The 18,094-nt window shown below is 38.6% G+C and carries 18 protein-coding genes and 1 riboswitch; of the genes, 12 read left to right on the forward strand and 6 right to left on the reverse strand.

Features of this window, described 5'->3' with window-relative positions; genetic code table 11:
• The first annotated feature begins 10 nt into the window (after positions 1-10).
• The 5 genes from ileS (at position 11) to DV428_RS02935 (ending at position 6,516) form a co-directional block, all read left to right on the forward strand.
• Positions 11-2,836 (forward strand): isoleucine--tRNA ligase, encoded by a 2,826-nt coding sequence (gene ileS, locus DV428_RS02915; RefSeq protein WP_114908618.1) that lies wholly within the window; start codon positions 11-13, stop codon positions 2,834-2,836.
• Between the two features lie 76 nt (positions 2,837-2,912).
• A complete protein-coding gene (locus tag DV428_RS02920; protein WP_114908619.1) occupies positions 2,913-4,472 on the forward strand; it encodes a phosphoethanolamine transferase in 1,560 nt (519 codons plus the stop codon).
• A gap of 69 nt (positions 4,473-4,541) precedes the next feature.
• Positions 4,542-5,057 (forward strand): signal peptidase II, encoded by a 516-nt coding sequence (lspA, locus tag DV428_RS02925; protein ID WP_114908620.1) that lies wholly within the window; start codon positions 4,542-4,544, stop codon positions 5,055-5,057.
• The gene (gene ispH / locus DV428_RS02930) at positions 5,054-5,998 is read left to right on the forward strand and encodes a 4-hydroxy-3-methylbut-2-enyl diphosphate reductase (protein ID WP_005634483.1); all 945 of its coding nucleotides are present in this window, start codon (positions 5,054-5,056) and stop codon (positions 5,996-5,998) included. The genes lspA and ispH overlap by 4 nt, the downstream gene beginning before the upstream one ends.
• A gap of 170 nt (positions 5,999-6,168) precedes the next feature.
• A complete protein-coding gene (locus DV428_RS02935; RefSeq protein WP_065250343.1) occupies positions 6,169-6,516 on the forward strand; it encodes a ComEA family DNA-binding protein in 348 nt (115 codons plus the stop codon).
• 28 nt (positions 6,517-6,544) lie between these two features.
• Here DV428_RS02935 and copM read toward each other — a convergent pair whose 3' ends face one another.
• Positions 6,545-6,922 carry a CopM family metallochaperone gene (gene copM, locus DV428_RS02940; RefSeq protein WP_114908621.1) on the reverse strand — a complete coding sequence of 126 codons (378 nt, stop codon included), beginning with the start codon at positions 6,920-6,922 and terminating at the stop codon, positions 6,545-6,547.
• Between the two features lie 182 nt (positions 6,923-7,104).
• Between copM and DV428_RS02945 the strand changes: the two genes are divergently transcribed.
• From DV428_RS02945 to bioB, 5 genes are all read left to right on the forward strand, one after another.
• Entirely contained in the window at positions 7,105-7,275 is a 171-nt protein-coding gene (locus DV428_RS02945; RefSeq protein WP_239993710.1) for an EAL domain-containing protein, read from the forward strand.
• 38 nt (positions 7,276-7,313) lie between these two features.
• Positions 7,314-7,401, forward strand: a riboswitch (TPP riboswitch).
• A gap of 52 nt (positions 7,402-7,453) precedes the next feature.
• Positions 7,454-8,452 carry a thiamine ABC transporter substrate binding subunit gene (thiB, locus tag DV428_RS02950; RefSeq protein WP_114908623.1) on the forward strand — a complete coding sequence of 333 codons (999 nt, stop codon included), beginning with the start codon at positions 7,454-7,456 and terminating at the stop codon, positions 8,450-8,452.
• A 4-nt stretch (positions 8,453-8,456) separates the two neighbouring features.
• Complete coding sequence (gene thiP / locus DV428_RS02955) at positions 8,457-10,073, forward strand: thiamine/thiamine pyrophosphate ABC transporter permease (RefSeq protein WP_114908624.1); 1,617 nt, start codon at positions 8,457-8,459, stop codon at positions 10,071-10,073.
• The gene (thiQ, locus tag DV428_RS02960; RefSeq protein WP_114908625.1) at positions 10,057-10,704 is read left to right on the forward strand and encodes a thiamine ABC transporter ATP-binding protein; all 648 of its coding nucleotides are present in this window, start codon (positions 10,057-10,059) and stop codon (positions 10,702-10,704) included. Before thiP ends, thiQ begins: the two co-directional genes overlap by 17 nt.
• A 118-nt stretch (positions 10,705-10,822) precedes the next feature.
• Positions 10,823-11,827, forward strand: a complete 1,005-nt coding sequence (bioB, locus tag DV428_RS02965) for a biotin synthase BioB (protein WP_114908626.1) — start codon at positions 10,823-10,825, stop codon at positions 11,825-11,827.
• 53 nt (positions 11,828-11,880) lie between these two features.
• Here the strand turns inward: bioB and DV428_RS02970 are convergent, their stop codons facing one another.
• The 5 genes from DV428_RS02970 to DV428_RS02990 form a co-directional block, all read right to left on the reverse strand.
• The gene (locus DV428_RS02970) at positions 11,881-12,558 is read right to left on the reverse strand and encodes a DUF799 domain-containing protein (RefSeq protein WP_114908627.1); all 678 of its coding nucleotides are present in this window, start codon (positions 12,556-12,558) and stop codon (positions 11,881-11,883) included.
• Positions 12,555-12,965 (reverse strand): DUF4810 domain-containing protein, encoded by a 411-nt coding sequence (locus DV428_RS02975; protein WP_065245643.1) that lies wholly within the window; start codon positions 12,963-12,965, stop codon positions 12,555-12,557. Before DV428_RS02975 ends, DV428_RS02970 begins: the two co-directional genes overlap by 4 nt.
• A gap of 10 nt (positions 12,966-12,975) precedes the next feature.
• A complete protein-coding gene (locus DV428_RS02980; protein ID WP_046939142.1) occupies positions 12,976-13,644 on the reverse strand; it encodes a CsgG/HfaB family protein in 669 nt (222 codons plus the stop codon).
• A 62-nt stretch (positions 13,645-13,706) separates the two neighbouring features.
• Positions 13,707-15,704, reverse strand: coding sequence for a transketolase (gene tkt / locus DV428_RS02985; protein WP_114908628.1), 1,998 nt, complete (start codon positions 15,702-15,704; stop codon positions 13,707-13,709).
• A 111-nt stretch (positions 15,705-15,815) separates the two neighbouring features.
• Positions 15,816-16,454 (reverse strand): YtjB family periplasmic protein, encoded by a 639-nt coding sequence (locus DV428_RS02990; RefSeq protein ID WP_114909569.1) that lies wholly within the window; start codon positions 16,452-16,454, stop codon positions 15,816-15,818.
• A 56-nt stretch (positions 16,455-16,510) separates the two neighbouring features.
• Between DV428_RS02990 and serB the strand changes: the two genes are divergently transcribed.
• Positions 16,511-17,455 carry a phosphoserine phosphatase gene (serB, locus tag DV428_RS02995; protein ID WP_114908629.1) on the forward strand — a complete coding sequence of 315 codons (945 nt, stop codon included), beginning with the start codon at positions 16,511-16,513 and terminating at the stop codon, positions 17,453-17,455.
• A gap of 17 nt (positions 17,456-17,472) precedes the next feature.
• On the forward strand, positions 17,473-17,964 hold the full coding sequence (locus DV428_RS03000; protein WP_005629625.1) for a YajQ family cyclic di-GMP-binding protein: 492 nt from the start codon (positions 17,473-17,475) through the stop codon (positions 17,962-17,964).
• The last annotated feature ends 130 nt before the right edge of the window (positions 17,965-18,094 follow it).

Consider the following 18,094-nt stretch of genomic DNA (forward strand, 5'->3'; position numbering starts at 1 on the left):
GGAAAATAAAATGACAGTCGATTACAAAAACACTCTTAACCTACCGGAAACCAGCTTTCCAATGCGCGGTGATTTAGCCAAGCGGGAACCTGATATGTTGAAAAATTGGTACGAGAAAAATCTTTACCAAAAAATTCGTGAAGCGAGCAAAGGCAAAAAATCTTTTATTCTGCATGATGGTCCTCCGTATGCGAACGGTAACATCCATATTGGTCACGCAGTAAACAAAATTCTGAAAGATATTATTATTAAATCCAAAACGGCATTAGGTTTTGATTCGCCTTATATCCCGGGCTGGGACTGTCATGGTTTGCCAATTGAATTAAAAGTAGAAGGTTTAGTGGGCAAACCAAATGAGAAAATTACGGCAGCTGAATTTCGTCAAAAATGCCGTGAATATGCCGCAGAACAAGTAGAAGGTCAGAAAAAAGACTTTATCCGTTTAGGTGTGTTGGGTGATTGGGATAATCCATATCTCACGATGAATTTCGATACCGAGGCGAATATTATCCGCACTTTAGGTAAAGTGATTGAAAACGGCCATTTATATAAAGGCTCAAAACCAGTTCACTGGTGTTTAGACTGCGGTTCTTCTTTGGCTGAAGCAGAAGTGGAATACGAAGACAAAGTTTCTCCGTCTATCTACGTACGTTTCCCTGCGGTAAGTGCGGTTGAAATTGAAGAGAAATTTAACGCAGTAGGCAAAGGCCATGGCAAATTATCTGCGGTGATTTGGACTACCACACCTTGGACAATGCCATCAAACCGCGCAATCGCAGTAAATGCAGAATTAGAATATAACTTAGTACAACTAGGCGATGAGCGTGTAATTTTAGCCGCTGAATTAGTTGAATCCGTAGCGAAAGCCGTGGGTGTAGAACAAGTTGAAATTTTAGGTTCAGTAAAAGGTAAAGCACTTGAGTTAGTACGCTTTAACCATCCATTCTATGATTTTACTGTACCAGTAATTTTAGGTGATCACGTGACCACTGATGGCGGTACGGGTTTAGTACATACAGCACCAGATCATGGTTTAGACGACTTTGTCGTGGGTAAACAATATGATTTACCGATGGCGGGTCTTGTATCTAATGACGGTAAATTTATTTCAACGACTGAATTCTTTGCAGGCAAAGGTGTATTTGAAGCGAATCCATTGGTTGTTGAAAAATTGCAAGAAGTGGGCAACTTATTAAAAGTTGAGAAAATTAAACACAGCTATCCACACTGCTGGCGCCACAAAACTCCGATTATTTTCCGCGCGACTCCGCAATGGTTTATCGGCATGGAAACACAGGGGTTACGCCAACAAGCATTAGGCGAGATCAAACAAGTTCGCTGGATTCCTGATTGGGGTCAAGCACGTATCGAGAAAATGGTTGAAAACCGCCCTGACTGGTGTATTTCCCGTCAACGTACTTGGGGTGTGCCGATGACCCTATTCGTGCACAAAGAAACCGAAGAACTTCATCCGCGTACTTTAGAGTTACTTGAAGAAGTGGCGAAACGTGTAGAGAAAGCCGGTATTCAAGCATGGTGGGATTTAGACGAAAAAGAATTATTAGGTGCGGACGCAGAAACCTATCGCAAAGTGCCTGATACCCTTGACGTATGGTTTGACTCAGGATCAACCTATTCTTCTGTTGTGGCGAATCGTCCGGAATTTAACGGTCAAGATATTGATATGTATTTAGAAGGTTCTGACCAACACCGTGGTTGGTTTATGTCTTCTTTAATGCTTTCTACCGCAACAGACAGCAAAGCACCATACAAACAAGTATTAACCCATGGTTTCACCGTGGATGGTCAAGGCCGTAAGATGTCAAAATCTATCGGTAACATCGTGACACCACAAGAAGTCATAGATAAATTCGGCGGCGACATTTTACGTTTATGTGTTGCTTCAACAGATTACACAGGTGAAATGACCGTATCTGATGAAATCTTGAAACGTGCAGCAGACAGCTATCGTCGTATTCGTAATACCGCTCGTTTCTTATTCGCAAACTTGAATGGTTTTGATCCAAAACGTGATTTAGTCAAACCAGAAGACATGATTAGCCTAGATCGTTGGGCGGTAGCTTGTGCGTTAGATGCACAAAAAGAAATCAAAGATGCGTACGATAACTATCAATTCCACACAGTGGTACAACGTTTAATGCGTTTCTGTTCGGTAGAAATGGGTTCGTTCTACCTTGATATTATCAAAGACCGTCAATATACAACTAAAGCGGATAGCCTTGCGCGTCGTAGTTGTCAAACTGCGTTATGGCATATTGCTGAAGCATTAGTTCGCTGGATGGCGCCGATCTTATCTTTCACGGCCGATGAAATTTGGCAACACTTGCCACAAACCGAAAGTGCTCGTGCAGAATTCGTATTTACTGAAGAATTTTATCAAGGCTTATTTGGTTTAGGCGAGAATGAAAAATTAGACGATGCCTACTGGCAACAACTGATTAAAGTTCGTTCTGAGGTGAACCGTGTATTAGAAATCGCGCGTAACGATAAAGTGATTGGTGGTGGTTTAGAAGCAGAAGTGACAGTTTATGCGAATGACGAATATCGTGCATTGTTGGAACAATTAGGCAATGAATTACGTTTCGTGTTAATCACCTCAAAAGCTGAAGTGAAAGCATTAGCAGACAAACCTGCAGATGTGGCTGCGGGTGAGTTAGAAGGTATTGCCGTGACTGTAGTTCGTTCTAACGGTGAAAAATGTCCGCGTTGCTGGCATTATTCTGACAAAATTGGTGTAAATCCTGAACATCCAACACTTTGTCCACGTTGTGTAGAAAATGTGGCGGGTAATGGTGAAGTGCGCCATTTTGCATAATTAAATTCGTTGTAAAACAGAAAAGTGCGGTTGATTTTAACCGCACTTTTTTACTTTAGTACAAAAGGAAGTAGAAATGATGTTAGGGAAAGAAATGATTCGTTCTAAAACAATATGGTTTTATCTCTTATTGCTTGTTTTCTCCATTTTTACCAATATGGGGTTGGGTAATGTATTAAGTGAGAATATTCCCGTTTCAGATTACGCGATTTTATTTGTTATCACGGCGATTTCTTTTTATTTCACCCCTTGGGTTGGGCGAATATTAATCACTGTATTATTCCTCAGCGCGCTATTTTATTGCTCTGCTGGTTTTTTCTATGGTATTCCATCTTTGGGTATTATCGCTTCTGTTTATGAAACGAATATTAATGAAACCTTGGAATATTACACAACCATTCCTTTTGGGATATTTTTATTTCAAGCTAGTTATATAATTTTGTTTGTTATTTTAATGAAATTAAGCTTTCATGCTAAACAACAAGCATTTAAATGGCTAAATAGTGTTGTTATCAGCCTATTATTAGTTTTTTCTTACAATCAATTTTCTGATTGGAACTATGCGTATAAATTCCGTTTTTATCCCGTTCTTTTCTACTCAGAATTTGATCGTATGAATGATCTGTATTTAGAACAACGAGATTTTCTAAATCAATCCGTTAATGCGCCTTCTCAATGGGATATTCAATCTTTTACGCCAAAATATAAAAATTATATTTTGATTATCGGTGAAAGCATGCGAAAAGATTATATGTCGTTATATGGCTTTCCATTGAAAACCACACCATTTTTAGAGCGTGTGAAAGGCACAGTTTTTGAAAATTATTATTCTGCAGCACCGAATACGCAACCGTCTTTACAACGCACCTTATATCGAGCAGATAAAGGGGAAACGGTTTATACGGATAATATTATTTCTTTAGCCAAAAAAGCGGGTGTGAAAACCTATTGGATTTCTAACCAAGGCAAAATTGGGGAATTTGATACGATGGCCTCTCGTATTGGTCAAAGTGCGGATGAAACAATTTTTATGAAGCCGTTAGGTTATAACTCTAAAAAAGTTTATGACGACGAAATGTTGCCTGTATTAGACAAAGCTTTAAAAGAAAATATTACGAATCCAAAATTAATTGTGATTCATTTAATGGGCTCACATCCTGCCTTTTGTGAGCGTCTTCCATACGAGGTTAAAAATTATTTTATTAATCAATCTATGTCTTGTTATTTAGAATCAATTAAATATACGGATCAGTTTTTAGAAAAATTAAATTCACAATTGGTGGCGCAAAATGAATCCTATTCGGTGATTTACTTTTCTGATCACGGGCTTGCTCATTATGAGGATTCTAAAGGCTTATCATTGCATCCAAATAATCTTTATAAACAAGATTATGAAATTCCTTTCGTTATGTTTTCGAGTGATAGCCAAAAGGTAGAAAAAATAAAAACGCCACAATCTGCATTTAATTTTGTTTATGGTTTTGCTGATTGGATGGGAATTAAGGAAAAACATTTACAAGGCGAGGATTTCTTCCATCCTGAAAAACAGGAAATTAAGGTATTCGATTGGAAGAAAGTGGTGAATGTTAAAGAGTTGGCTGATGATCCAGCAAAATTACCAGAAGCCGTTCAGTAAATGAGATCGTGCTTTATCATTTATCGGCTTATGCTAGAATTAGCGGAATTTTTTTAAAAGGGAAATAGTATGTCCAAAAAATCAGGGCTTTCGTTTTTATGGTTAAGTGCGGTCGCTTTCGTGGTTGATTTGCTCACTAAATACATTGTGGTACAAAAATTTGATTTGTATGAAAGTGTTAATGTGTTGCCTGTTTTCAATCTTACTTATGTTCGCAATTATGGCGCTGCATTTAGTTTCTTAGCGGATCATAGTGGCTGGCAACAATATTTCTTTATTTTGTTAGCATTAGCTATTTCTGGCATGTTGGTTTATTTTTTAGCAAAAAATAATGCTCAACAAAAAATCCAAAATTCTGCTTATGCATTCATTATTGGTGGGGCGTTAGCTAATATGGTGGATCGTGCTTACAATGGTTTCGTCGTGGATTTCTTTGATTTCTATTGGGATATTTACCATTATCCAGTGTTTAATATCGCCGATATCGCCATTTGTATTGGCGCAGGGTTATTAGCATTGGATGCTTTTAAGAGCGAAAAGAAAAAAGTACAAGATAAACAAGCAGAAAAGTGCGGTCAGAAATGAAGATAATTTTAGCTAATCCACGAGGATTTTGTGCCGGTGTAGATCGTGCCATTAGTATTGTTGAACTAGCCTTAGAAATTCATGGCGCACCGATTTATGTTCGTCACGAAGTGGTACATAACCGATTTGTTGTAAACGGATTGCGTGATCGTGGCGCGATTTTTGTGGAAGAATTAAGCGAGGTGCCTGATGGTGCTATCGTTATTTTTTCTGCGCATGGTGTATCTCAAGCGGTTCGACAAGAAGCGAAAGATCGCAATCTCAAAGTATTTGACGCAACCTGTCCTTTGGTGACTAAAGTGCATATGCAAGTTGCGCGCGCAAGTCGAAAAGGAACAAAAGCGATTCTGATTGGGCATAAAGGGCATCCTGAAGTTGAAGGCACAATGGGGCAGTATAGCAACGAAGATGGCGGGATTTTCCTGATTGAAAAAGTAGAAGATATTGCGCGCTTGCCAATGCAAGAAAATGATGATTTAACCTTTATGACGCAAACGACGTTGTCGCTAGATGATACGGCTGAAACCATTGCTGCATTAAAGGAAAAATATCCCGCTATTCAAGGGCCACATAAAAACGATATTTGTTATGCGACAACCAATCGTCAAGAAGCGGTGCGAGAATTGGCAAAATTATCAGATTTAGTGTTGGTTGTGGGGTCTAAAAACTCATCAAATTCAAATCGTTTAGCTGAATTGGCTTCTCGTATGGGGGTTAAATCACAGCTTCTTGATGATCCTTCCGATATTCAAGCTGATTGGTTTAATGATGTGAAAACCATTGGGATTACAGCTGGCGCGTCTGCGCCAGAAGAATTAGTCCAATCGATTATTTCTCGCTTAAAAGAGTTTGGTGCGAATACCATAGAAGAACTACAAGGTTTAGAAGAAAATATGTTCTTTGAGGTTCCAAAAGAGCTGAGAATAAAAGAAGTTAACTAATCTTAAGGGCTTGTTGTAAATGATAAGCCCTTTGTTTTTTCATTCAAATTAAGAATTTTTGCGATCTGAATCGCAGAAGTGCGGTAAGAATCTTGAGCGTTTTCTTGAAAGCATAAAAAATGGCTCTGTTGATATGCTCATCAACATGTTCATATTAAAAGGAAACCTATATGAAATTAATGAAAACATTATTTACTTCAGTTGTATTGTGTGGCGCGCTGGTTGCCTCTTCGGCTTTTGCTGAGGAAAAAACTGCAGAGCAGGCTGTTCAACCTGTTGTGGCTACTCAAACTGAGGCTCAAGTTGCACCGGCTACTGTGAGTGATAAATTGAATATCAATACGGCAACCGTTAGTGAAATTCAAAAAGCCTTAACAGGAATCGGTGCTAAAAAAGCAGAAGCGATAGTGCAATATCGTGAAAAACACGGTAATTTTACGAGTGCTGAACAGTTATTAGAAGTGCAAGGAATTGGTAAAGCAACACTTGAAAGAAACCGTGATCGAATCACTTTTTAATTTTAAAACCTCTTATGGATGCCCTGTTTTACAGGGCTTTTTTATTGTGCACTTTAAGCCATTTTTGCATTTGTTCAATTTCCGCTTGTTGTGCGTTAATAATATTCTCAGCAAGCTTACGCATCTCTGGATCTTTTCCGTATTTTAATTCAACTTCCGCCATTTTTACTGCGCCAATATGGTGTGGCAACATACCTGCTGCAAAAGCAACATCAGGATCTTGATATTGCATAGCAGCCATCATGTTCTGATGCATTTGAGTCATACCTTGCATTAATTCTTGTTGCATTGCAGAACTTGCCGACATTGGCATATTCATGTGTGCTTTATGCGGTTGTTCATTAGCTTGGGCACAAATTGAAACTGCAGCAGCGCTAAGTGTGATAAAAGTCATAAGTTTTTTCATGTTTTTCTCCTATGTGATAACTGAATGAGCACGAATCATAAACCTTGACCTAAGGTTAAAGTCAATATTTATTCCGAAAATTTTTGGTGAGATATTAAAATAAGACAATGTTTGATATGAAGGACAGAATTACGAAGCAAAAATTTGTACTTACCACGGGCAATAAAGAAAAAGTAAAAGAAATGGCAGATGTATTAGCTGATTTTGGTTTTGAAGTCATTGCTCAGACAGATTTAGGCATTGAAAGCCCAATCGAATCACTTTTTAATTTTAAAACCTCTTATGGATGCCCTGTTTTACAGGGCTTTTTTATTTTTTCAGAAAGAAAATGTAGAAAGTTTATTTCTTTTTAAAAATCCGTTGGCAATCTTAGTAAATTTTAATACACTAAAAAGCCTAGTCGGGGTGCAATATGCTGAGATCATACCCGTGAACCTGAAACAGTTAATACTGACGTAGGAAACTAGGAATACAACCTTATCTCCTTCCCGTCATTGTTGCTGCCTTTTTGATATAAATAAGGATGTAATAATGAAACTTCTTAAATTAACCTTAATTTCTACCGCACTTTTTTCCACCGCAGCATTAGCCCAATCACAACAAAGTGTGAATATATATAGCTATGATTCTTTCACTTCTGAGTGGGGAGCTGGTCCAAAAGTAAAACAAGATTTTGAAAAAGCGCACCCACAATGCGCTATTAATTTTACGCCTTTTGAAAGTGGTGGTGTGTTGCTTAACCGTGTTCGTTTAGAAGGGAAGAAAACAAAAGCGGATATTGTATTAGGTTTAGATAACTTTGTTTTAGAACAAGCTGAAAAAACAGATATTTTCACGCCAAATAAAGTAGATTTAACTCAACTTGATCTACCAACTAAATGGACGAACAAAACCTTCTTACCTTTCGATTTCGGTAACTATGCTTTTGTGTATGACAAAACTAAATTACAAAACCCGCCGGAAAGTTTGAAAGAATTGGTTGAACGCCAAGATATCCGTATAATTTATCAAGATCCTCGCACCAGCAGTGTGGGTCGTGGTTTATTGGTTTGGATGAATGCAATTTATCCTGCGGACAAAATTCAATCTGCTTGGAAAGAGTTGGATAAGCATACGGTAACAGTAGGTAAAGGCTGGTCAGATACTTACGGTGCATTCTTAAAAGGAGAAGCTGATTTAGTATTAAGTTACAGTACATCGCCACTTTATCACCAACTTTTTGAGAAAAAAGATAATTATGCAGCGACAGATTTTGCGGAAGGGCATATCACTCAAGTGGAATTAGCGGCTCGAGTCGCCAACCATCCAAATCAATGTGCGGATGATTTTATGGCATTTTTAATTTCACCTACGGCACAAAAACATATTGTGACAGCCAATATTATGTTGCCAGTCATTCAAGGTGAAATTGAGCCGCACTTTGATGCGCTTAAAGCTCAACAAAAAACTCAAACTCCAATCAATCCAATGGTGAATGCCGAACAATTAAAAAATTGGATTAGCACTTGGCAAACCACATTAACAAAATAGTTTGATGTTGCCGTTATTTCATCATCCACAACTCCGCCCTCGTCATTATGTGGGCGGTGTTGTTGTCATTAGTTTCATTACTCTTTTTTATGGTAGCGCCTTAAGTTCGATCTTTGCATTGGGCGATGAATTACAATGGAAAACTTGGTTCACGGATGATTACCTACAGCATCTGATTTTTTTCAGTTTTGGGCAAGCCTTACTTTCTACCATTTTATCTATTTTTTTTGGTCTGCTCCTCGCTCGAGCATTGTTTTATCAACCATTCTCAGGAAAAAAGTGGCTATTAAAATTAATGTCGCTAACCTTTGTTTTACCTGTTTTAGTTGCAATTTTTGGTTTGATCGGCATTTATGGTTCTAGTGGTTGGTTAGCTTGGTTTGCTAACCTTTTGGGAATGACATGGCAGGGACATATTTACGGGCTCTCAGGTATTTTAATTGCCCATCTTTTTTTCAATATTCCACTGGCTGCGCAACTTTTCTTACAAAGTTTGCAAAGTATCCCTTATCAGCAACGTCAGCTTGCAGCCCAGCTTAATTTGCAAGGTTGGCAATTCGTGAAATTAGTGGAGTGGCCTGTTTTTCGTCAGCAATGTTTGCCCACATTCAGCTTAATTTTTATGCTTTGCTTCACCAGTTTTACCGTTGTTCTTACACTAGGCGGTGGGCCTCAATATACAACATTAGAAACAGCAATCTACCAAGCGATTTTATTTGAATTTGATCTGCCAAAAGCAGCACTTTTTGCCATGCTGCAATTTGTATTTTGCTTAGTTTTATTCAGCTTAACATCGCGTTTTTCACCTTCTAATCAAAATGGCTTGAGTAATCGTAATCCTTGGTTTGAGAAGCCTAAAAGTGCGGTCAGAATTTTCTATGTTTTTGTCTTGCTTGTTTTCGTATTTTTTCTTTTTTCGCCAATATTGAACATTCTTATCAGCGCATTGAGTTCACCAAGTTTGCTCACAGTTTGGCATAATTCTCAGCTCTGGCGTGCGTTAGGCTATTCTCTTTCTATTGCGCCCTTGTCCGCATTACTTGCATTAACGATGGCGATTGCCTTGCTACTTTTATCACGCCGTTTAGAATGGTTACATTATCAGAAAATCGCTCAATTTATTATTAATGCAGGAATGGTAATTTTGGCAATCCCGATTTTAGTGCTCGCAATGGGGTTATTTTTATTATTACAAGAGCGTGATTTTTCAAATATTGATTTGTTTATTATCGTTGTATTTTGCAATGCGTTAAGTGCAATGCCTTTTGTTTTACGTATTTTAAGCGCATCTTTTCATAACAATATGCGTTATTACGAAAATCTGTGTAATAGTCTGGGAATTGTAGGTTGGCAACGTTTTTATCTGATTGAGTGGAAAACCTTGCGCGCACCGCTGCGTTATGCTTTTGCTTTAGGTTTAGCGTTATCTCTGGGCGATTTTACGGCGATTGCGTTATTTGGCAATCAAGAGTTTACTTCTTTACCGCATTTGTTATATCAGCAGTTAGGTAATTATCGTAATCAAGATGCAGCTGTAACCGCAGGGATTTTATTATTGCTTTGTGGCATATTGTTTGCCTTTATTCACACACATAGGGATGCTGATGATTTATCTAAATAATGTGATTTTGAATGATAAAACCTTGCCGATGTGCTTTAATTTGAACGTTAAGGCTGGCGAACGTGTTGCAATTATTGGCGAAAGTGGCGCAGGGAAAAGTACCTTATTGAATTTAATTGCTGGGTTTGAATTTCCTGCTCAAGGAGAAATTTGGTTAAACGATAAAAATCATACGCGTAGTGCGCCTTACGAGCGTCCTGTTTCCATGCTATTTCAAGAAAATAATTTATTTCCTCATTTAACCGTACAGCAAAATCTTGCGTTGGGTTTAAAACCCTCTTTAAAATTAACCGCACTTGAGCAAGAAAAAATTGAACAGGTCGCTTGTTCTGTAGGATTGGGCGATTATTTGCAACGTTTACCGAATTCTCTTTCTGGTGGTCAAAAACAACGAGTGGCATTGGCGCGTTGTTTGTTGCGAGATAAACCCATCTTGTTATTAGATGAGCCTTTTTCCGCATTAGATCAGAAACTTCGTGTAGAAATGCTTGCTTTAATCGCTAAACTTTGTGATAAGAAATATCTGACGTTGTTACTTGTTACTCACCAACCATCGGAATTAGTTGGTACGATAGATCGAGTATTGCTGGTGGAGAATGGTCAGATAAGTCAATTGCAAAAAGAGACGTAAAATTGCATAGACTTTATAACCGATGAATCTATTTATGGCTATAGATACTAGCCTATAAACTGAATGAATTAAGATACAAAAATGCGGTTATTATTCACCGCACTTTCAAAGGAAAAATATGTTAACTGAAAAACTACAAATTAACTCCATTACACCACATCCAAGCGTTGAATATTGGTCTGTTTGCAAAGTTGAGGCGTTATTTGAAACGCCATTTTTGGAATTGGTTTACCGCGCTGCGCAAGTTCATCGCAAGCATTTTAATCCTCGAGCGATTCAGTTATCCACGTTAATGTCTATCAAAACGGGAGGATGCCCAGAAGATTGTGGTTATTGCCCTCAATCAGCCCGTTATCATACTGGCGTAAAAAATCAGCAGTTATTAGATGTTGATGAGATCGTCGCGAAAGCAAAAATTGCGAAAGCGCGTGGAGCAGGGCGTTTTTGTATGGGCGCAGCTTGGCGAGGTCCTAAGCCAAAAGATATTGAGAAAGTCACAGAAATTATTAAAGCAGTGAAATCGCTCGGTTTAGAAACTTGCGGTACTTTTGGTTTATTGCAAGACGGTATGGCAGAAGATTTAAAAGAAGCGGGATTAGATTATTACAATCATAATCTTGATACCGCGCCAGAACATTATGCAGAAGTGATTGGTACTCGTCGTTTCGATGATCGCCTTAGTACGTTAGGAAAAGTGCGCAAAGCTGGATTAAAAGTGTGTTGTGGCGGCATTGTGGGGATGAATGAAACCCGCAAAGAACGCGCTGGATTAATCGCGAGCCTTGCAAATCTTGATCCGCAACCTGAGTCAGTGCCGATTAATCAACTCGTTAAGGTTGAAGGTACACCGTTAGCCGATGCGGAAGAATTAGATTGGACAGAGTTTGTGCGCACTATTGCTGTCGCGCGTATTACTATGCCAAAAAGTTATGTTCGCCTTTCTGCAGGCCGTAGTGGTATGAGTGAAGAAATGCAAGCGATGTGTTTTATGGCGGGTGCAAATTCTATTTTCTATGGTGATAAATTACTTGTCACTGGCAATCCAGAAGAAGATGGCGATCAGTTATTGATGGCAAAATTAGATTTAGAGCCAGAAAATGCGGAAAATAAAAAAGCTTCTTGAATATCAAGAAGCTAATTATTTAAGGGGCTGGCGTAGATTAGCCCCTAACTTTTTTATTTTTGTTGAGGCTGTAATTGTGGATCTTGTCCATACAATGGATGTCTCGGACCATAAAGCAAACAACCATTGCAAGGTCCATTAAGCATATTTCCTGTCGCCCACGCAGCAACTTTGTACCCTTTATCGGATACATTGTTCGCAATTTGTTTTACTACAGCAGTAATTAGCATTGCGATGGCATTACCGTTGTTATTGCGATCTGCATCGTCTGCGTAGCCTGTACCTTCCCATAAGATTTTACCACTACGTAAATCAACAAGTTTACCACTTACTCTTACTTTAGTAACACTATCAAATACTTGGTAATTCACACCGTAATCATCTACATTAATGTAAAGAACTGCATCAGCACCAAAAATATCACGTAATTTTTGTGGATTTACATTATGGATTTCTTGAGCCTGTGTTAAACCATTGTGTTTAAAAGTTTCATACACAAGCGCAGGAGGGAAAACATAATACCCATCTTCCGCCAATGGAGAAATTGTATGTGCCAATACAGCGGGAGAACCTTTAACATCATTCGTTGTATCCGTAGGAAGTAATACCAAGATAGAACGCGGTTTACTTTCTTGATAGTTCGTATAGTCATAAGGCGTTGGCTTCATTGTTGAACAAGCAGAAAGCAAAAGTGTACAAGCCATTACTAAATAGAGAGAGATTTTTTTCATTTTTTCGCTCCTTTTTTCACTTTTTTACTTCCAGTGCTTTCTGTATTCGTATCCACTTTTTTTCCTTTATTTAACAAGAAGTTAATATATTGAGTTGATTCAGGAAATAAAGTCATTTCTTTCTGATAGGCTTCTGCCATTTTGCCAGCATTGCCTAATTGACCATATAAAAGACCAATCTGCGCATACAGACCAGGCGGTACTTTTTTACCGCTATCAAGCTGAGCGATTTCTTCTAATTTCTGAAGCTGTTCTTGTGGATCGCCGTCTTGAGTTAGATATTGGTATACGGAAGCTGGATAGCTATCTCCATTCCAAGTATACAATGTATTTGGTTTACTGCCTGATGAACAGGCAGTCACCACAGCAACAGCTGATAAACAAATAAAAAGTTTTAGTTTATTCATAATAAAATCCTTAATTTGAAGGCTTCCATTGACCTGATTCAACACCAGAAACAAGGTTATTTACGGCTTCACGAATGGCTAAATCTAATACTTTACCATTAAGAGTTGAATCATAACCTGCGGTGCCACCAAAACCTAACACTTCACGGTTTGAAAGATTATATTCACCAGCACCTTGAACAGAATAAACCACTTCTGAAGTTTGAGTATTCACCACATTCAATGTTACTTTTGCATAAGCCACTTGTTGTTTGCCGCGACCTAAAATACCAAATAATTGCTGATCGCCTACTGTTTTACGACCAAATTCAGTCACATCGCCAGTCACCACATAATTCGCACCTTTTAATTTTTGTTTTTGACCTTTGATTTTTGCTTCTGTCGCCGATTCTGACATATTGGTGCGATCCAACACACTAAAACGACCTGATTGTTGTAAGTGAGACACTAAAATGGTTTTGGCTTGATTACCTAATTGATCCACGCCGTCAGAGAATACGCCATTGTTATAGCTTGAACGATTATCAAATTTACCCACAGAAATAGGGGCTTTTACACCGTTATACGCGGTGTTATAGCTCGTTACTTTTTGAACTTCAACAGTACGAGAACCCTCGGTTGCACAACCAGATAAAGCTAAAACGCTGACAGATAATAAGATTGGATAGAGTTTTTTCATTATAGAATCCTTATAATATAAAGTGATAAAAAAGCTCCTTGAGTTACCAAGGAGCTTCCATTTTAAAGAATTTCTTTCGCTTTTGCGACTATATTTTCAACAGTAAAGCCGAACAATTTGAATAATTGATCAGCCGGTGCAGACTCACCGAAGCTATTCATACCAACAACACGACCGTTGAATCCAACGTATTTATACCAGAAGTCAGAAATCCCCGCTTCAATTGCAACGCGTTTGGTAACTGCTGCTGGTAATACGCTTTCACGGTATGCTTCATCTTGTTTATCGAAACGGTTAGTACTTGGCATTGAAACAACGCGCACTTTTTTACCTTCAGCACTTAATGTTTCAGCCGCTTTCACCGCTAATTCCACTTCGGAACCTGTCGCGATGAAAATTAATTCTGGTGTACCTTCGCAGTCTTTTAATACATAAGCACCACGTTTAACTGCATCTAATTGTGCAGAAGTGCGGTCCATTTGTGCTAAGTTTTGACGGGTAAAGATCAACGCACTTGGGCCATCTTGACGTTCAACTGCTTGTTGCCATGCAATGGCTGATTCCACTTGGTCACACGGACGCCATGTTTCAAGATTTGGAATTAAGCGTAAAGACGCGGTTTGTTCAACCGGTTGGTGGGTTGGGCCGTCTTCGCCTAAGCCGATAGAGTCGTGCGTGTAAACAAATAATGAGCGTTGTTTCATTAATGCAGCCATACGCACCGCGTTGTGTGCATATTCGTAGAACATTAAGAAGGTTGCGCCGTAAGGAATGAACCCGCCGTGTAAAGCAATACCATTCATAATCGCTGACATACCGAACTCACGCACACCATAGTTAAGGTAGTTACCACCTACGTTTTCGTGTGCACGAATTGGTTTTGAACCACTCCATAACGTTAAGTTAGAGCTTGCTAAGTCTGCAGAGCCACCTAAGAATTCAGGTAACACGTGTGCATAAGCTTCAATAGCATTTTGTGATGCTTTACGGCTTGCAATGCTTGCAGGATTTGCTTGTAATTTTTCAATGAACGCTTTGGATTCAGCCGCCCAATTCGCTGGTAATTCACCGTTTACACGACGTGTAAATTCTGCAGCCAGTTCTGGATATGCTTTTGCATAAGCGGCAAATTTTTCTTCCCAAGATTTTTCTGCTTCAGCGCCTTTTTCTTTCGCTGACCATTCAGCATAGTACTCAGCTGGAATTTCAAATGGAGCATATTCCCAGTCAAGCGCTTTACGAGTTAACGCGATTTCTTCATCGCCTAATGGTGCTCCGTGACAATCATGTGATGCAGATTTATTTGGTGAGCCAAAACCAATGATCGTTTTACAAATAATTAAAGTTGGTTTTTCTTTTTCTGCTTGAGCAAGAATGGTTGCGGCACGAATTTGTTCTGCATCGTGACCATCCACATTACGAATCACTTGCCAGCCATAAGCTTCAAAGCGTGCAGCGGTATCATCACTGAACCAACCATCAACATGACCATCAATCGAAATGTTGTTGTCATCGTAGAATGCAATTAATTTACCTAGGCCTAATGTGCCTGCTAAAGAGCAAGCCTCGTGAGAAATCCCTTCCATTAAACAGCCATCGCCTAAGAACACATAAGTGTGGTGATCGACAATTTCATGACCTTCACGGTTAAATTGGCCCGCTAAGGTTTTCTCAGCAATCGCCATCCCTACTGCATTAGTGATACCTTGACCTAATGGACCTGTCGTGGTTTCAACACCTGGTGCATAACCATATTCTGGGTGGCCTGGAGTTTTAGAATGTAATTGACGAAATTGTTTTAAATCTTCGATAGAAAGATCATAGCCAGTTAAATGTAAAAGACTATAAATCAACATAGAACCATGGCCGTTAGAAAGTACAAAACGATCTCGGTCAGCCCATTTAGGATTAGTCGGATTGTGTTTTAAAAAGTCGCGCCATAATACTTCAGCAATATCCGCCATCCCCATTGGTGCACCAGGGTGACCAGATTTAGCTTTTTGCACAGCATCCATTGATAAGAAACGAATTGCATTGGCTAATTGTCTACGAGTTGCCATTTTGTTCTCCTGTTATAATTCGCTTTGAAAAAATAATCTTGCGCATTCTACCTTATTTCTGAAGGAAATTTAGCAAAAATCCGCACTCAATTTAATAGTTTGTGACAATAATCAAATTCTACGGCGACGCTGGTGAAAACGCGTGCTACTCGATTTTACTTTCAAATTTACCGCACTTTTTTTCTCTTTGGATTTGCGGTAAGTCCGTCGATAGTGACTTAAAAAATAATGAATAGAGCTTGCCATCACCGCGCCAAGTAAAAATACAATAATAAGCTCACCATATAATTGGTGAAAAATTTGATTAATTTTTGATTGGTTAGATTGCGTATATTGAGCATCAATGGTGACACGTAAAAATCCTTTAATGCCGCTTTGGGCGTAAAGTGGCTCTACAATTTGTTGATTGTTTGCATCGGGTGAATTGCGCATTTCGCGACTTTGAGCCAGTAATTTTCCTTCGCCATCATATAAGCTCGCATCTAAAATAAAGTCTTCTTTGACTATTTGATCAAGATTATCCGTTAATTGCTCTGTTTTTGCATTGTTTGTAAGTAAAACTGAAAATAAATTGGCTTGCTGACGAACCAAAATATGTGAGATGTTCACCACTTGGTTTACGCTAGCAAATTGTGAACTCAGCTTAAATTGCTTCACACCAAATAAGATAACGCCAAGTGCAGTTAGACTTAGCACAATAATCGTTGCAAGCATGGTTGATTTGATTAGTTTTTCTTTAATTATTTGCACTTTTTCAACCCACATCGGTTAAAATCTTTTCATTCGTCACAATTTACAGGATTTTTATGCAAATTCAACGTTTCCAGAGTATTACACAAAAATACCCACAATTCCCTACCGCACTTTTAGCCAATGAAGCACTAACACAGGAGCAGGACTCTTTCATTTTATACGGCACTAAGTTGGACATGGCTACGCTAGAAAAATTTCAACAAAAGTGCGGTCAAAATTTTCAGATTTTTGATGTTTGGATGGTAGAGCAAAATATTGTCGTTTTATTGAAAGGTCAATGGTTTGCTGACTTCATTAAATTTGCTCATGATGTTGAAGTGGATATTGCTAAATTAGATTTTATCCCTAAATTGTCTCAAGCTGGATTGTTGGTGATGGATATGGATTCTACCGCTATTCAAATTGAGTGTATTGATGAAATTGCGAAATTAGCGGGTGTTGGCGAACTTGTTTCTGCGATTACGGAAAGTGCAATGAGAGGTGAATTAGATTTCGAACAAAGTTTGCGTCGTCGAGTGGGTACATTAAAAGGTGCGCCAGAAAGTATCTTACAGCAAGTTAGAGAGAATTTACCGTTAATGCCTGGATTAGTTGAAACGATCCAAATCTTACAGAAATATGGCTGGAAAACAGCGATTGCTTCAGGTGGATTTACTTATTTTGCGGATTATTTGAAAACCTTATTACAGCTTGATTTTGCTGCATCAAATCAATTTGATATTGAAGACGGAAAACTCACTGGCTTAGTTAAAGGCGATGTAGTTGATGCCCAATACAAAGCTAAAACATTGCAACATTTGTTAGAGAAATACGGTATTGATTCACAATATTCTATTGCTATTGGTGACGGGGCAAATGACTTGGCAATGATGAATGTGGCGGGGCTAGGTGTTGCGTTCCATGCTAAACCTAAAGTGCAACAACAAGCGCAAATTGTGGTAAACTTCGCCGACTTAACCGCACTTTTATGCCTTTTAAGTGCCAATGATAGAATTTAATAAAATGGGAGAAGACTATGCCATCTTTTGATATTGTTTCTGAAATTACTTTACACGAAGTCCGTAATGCGGTGGAAAATGCCAACCGTGTGCTTAGCACGCGTTATGATTTCCGTGGCGTGGAAGCGGTAATTGAATTAAATGAAAAAAATGAAACGATTAAAATTACCACAGAATCTGATTTCCAACTTGAGCAATTAATTGAGATTTTAATTGGATCTTGTATTAAACGTGGTATTGAGCACAGTTCTTTAGATATTCCTGCAGAAAGCGAACACCACGGTAAACTTTACAGTAAAGAAATCAAACTTAAACAGGGTATTGAAACAGAGATGGCGAAGAAAATTACTAAATTAGTAAAAGATTCTAAAATCAAAGTTCAAACTCAAATTCAAGGTGAACAAGTGCGTGTGACAGGTAAGTCACGCGATGACTTACAGGCAGTCATTCAACTTGTTAAAGGCGCTGAATTAGGCCAACCATTCCAATTTAATAATTTTAGAGATTAGTTTTCAAATAAGGGCGAAATGTTGCCATAGTTTTTTGATAAAACTTGACGAACACCGCTTTCAAGCGTAACATTCGCCCGATTTTTTAACGAGAAGGACACACACTTTGGACAGTCATAGTCGATACCGA

It is taken from the genome of Haemophilus haemolyticus (genome assembly GCF_003352385.1).
In the GTDB taxonomy this organism is placed as follows: domain Bacteria; phylum Pseudomonadota; class Gammaproteobacteria; order Enterobacterales; family Pasteurellaceae; genus Haemophilus; species Haemophilus haemolyticus_I.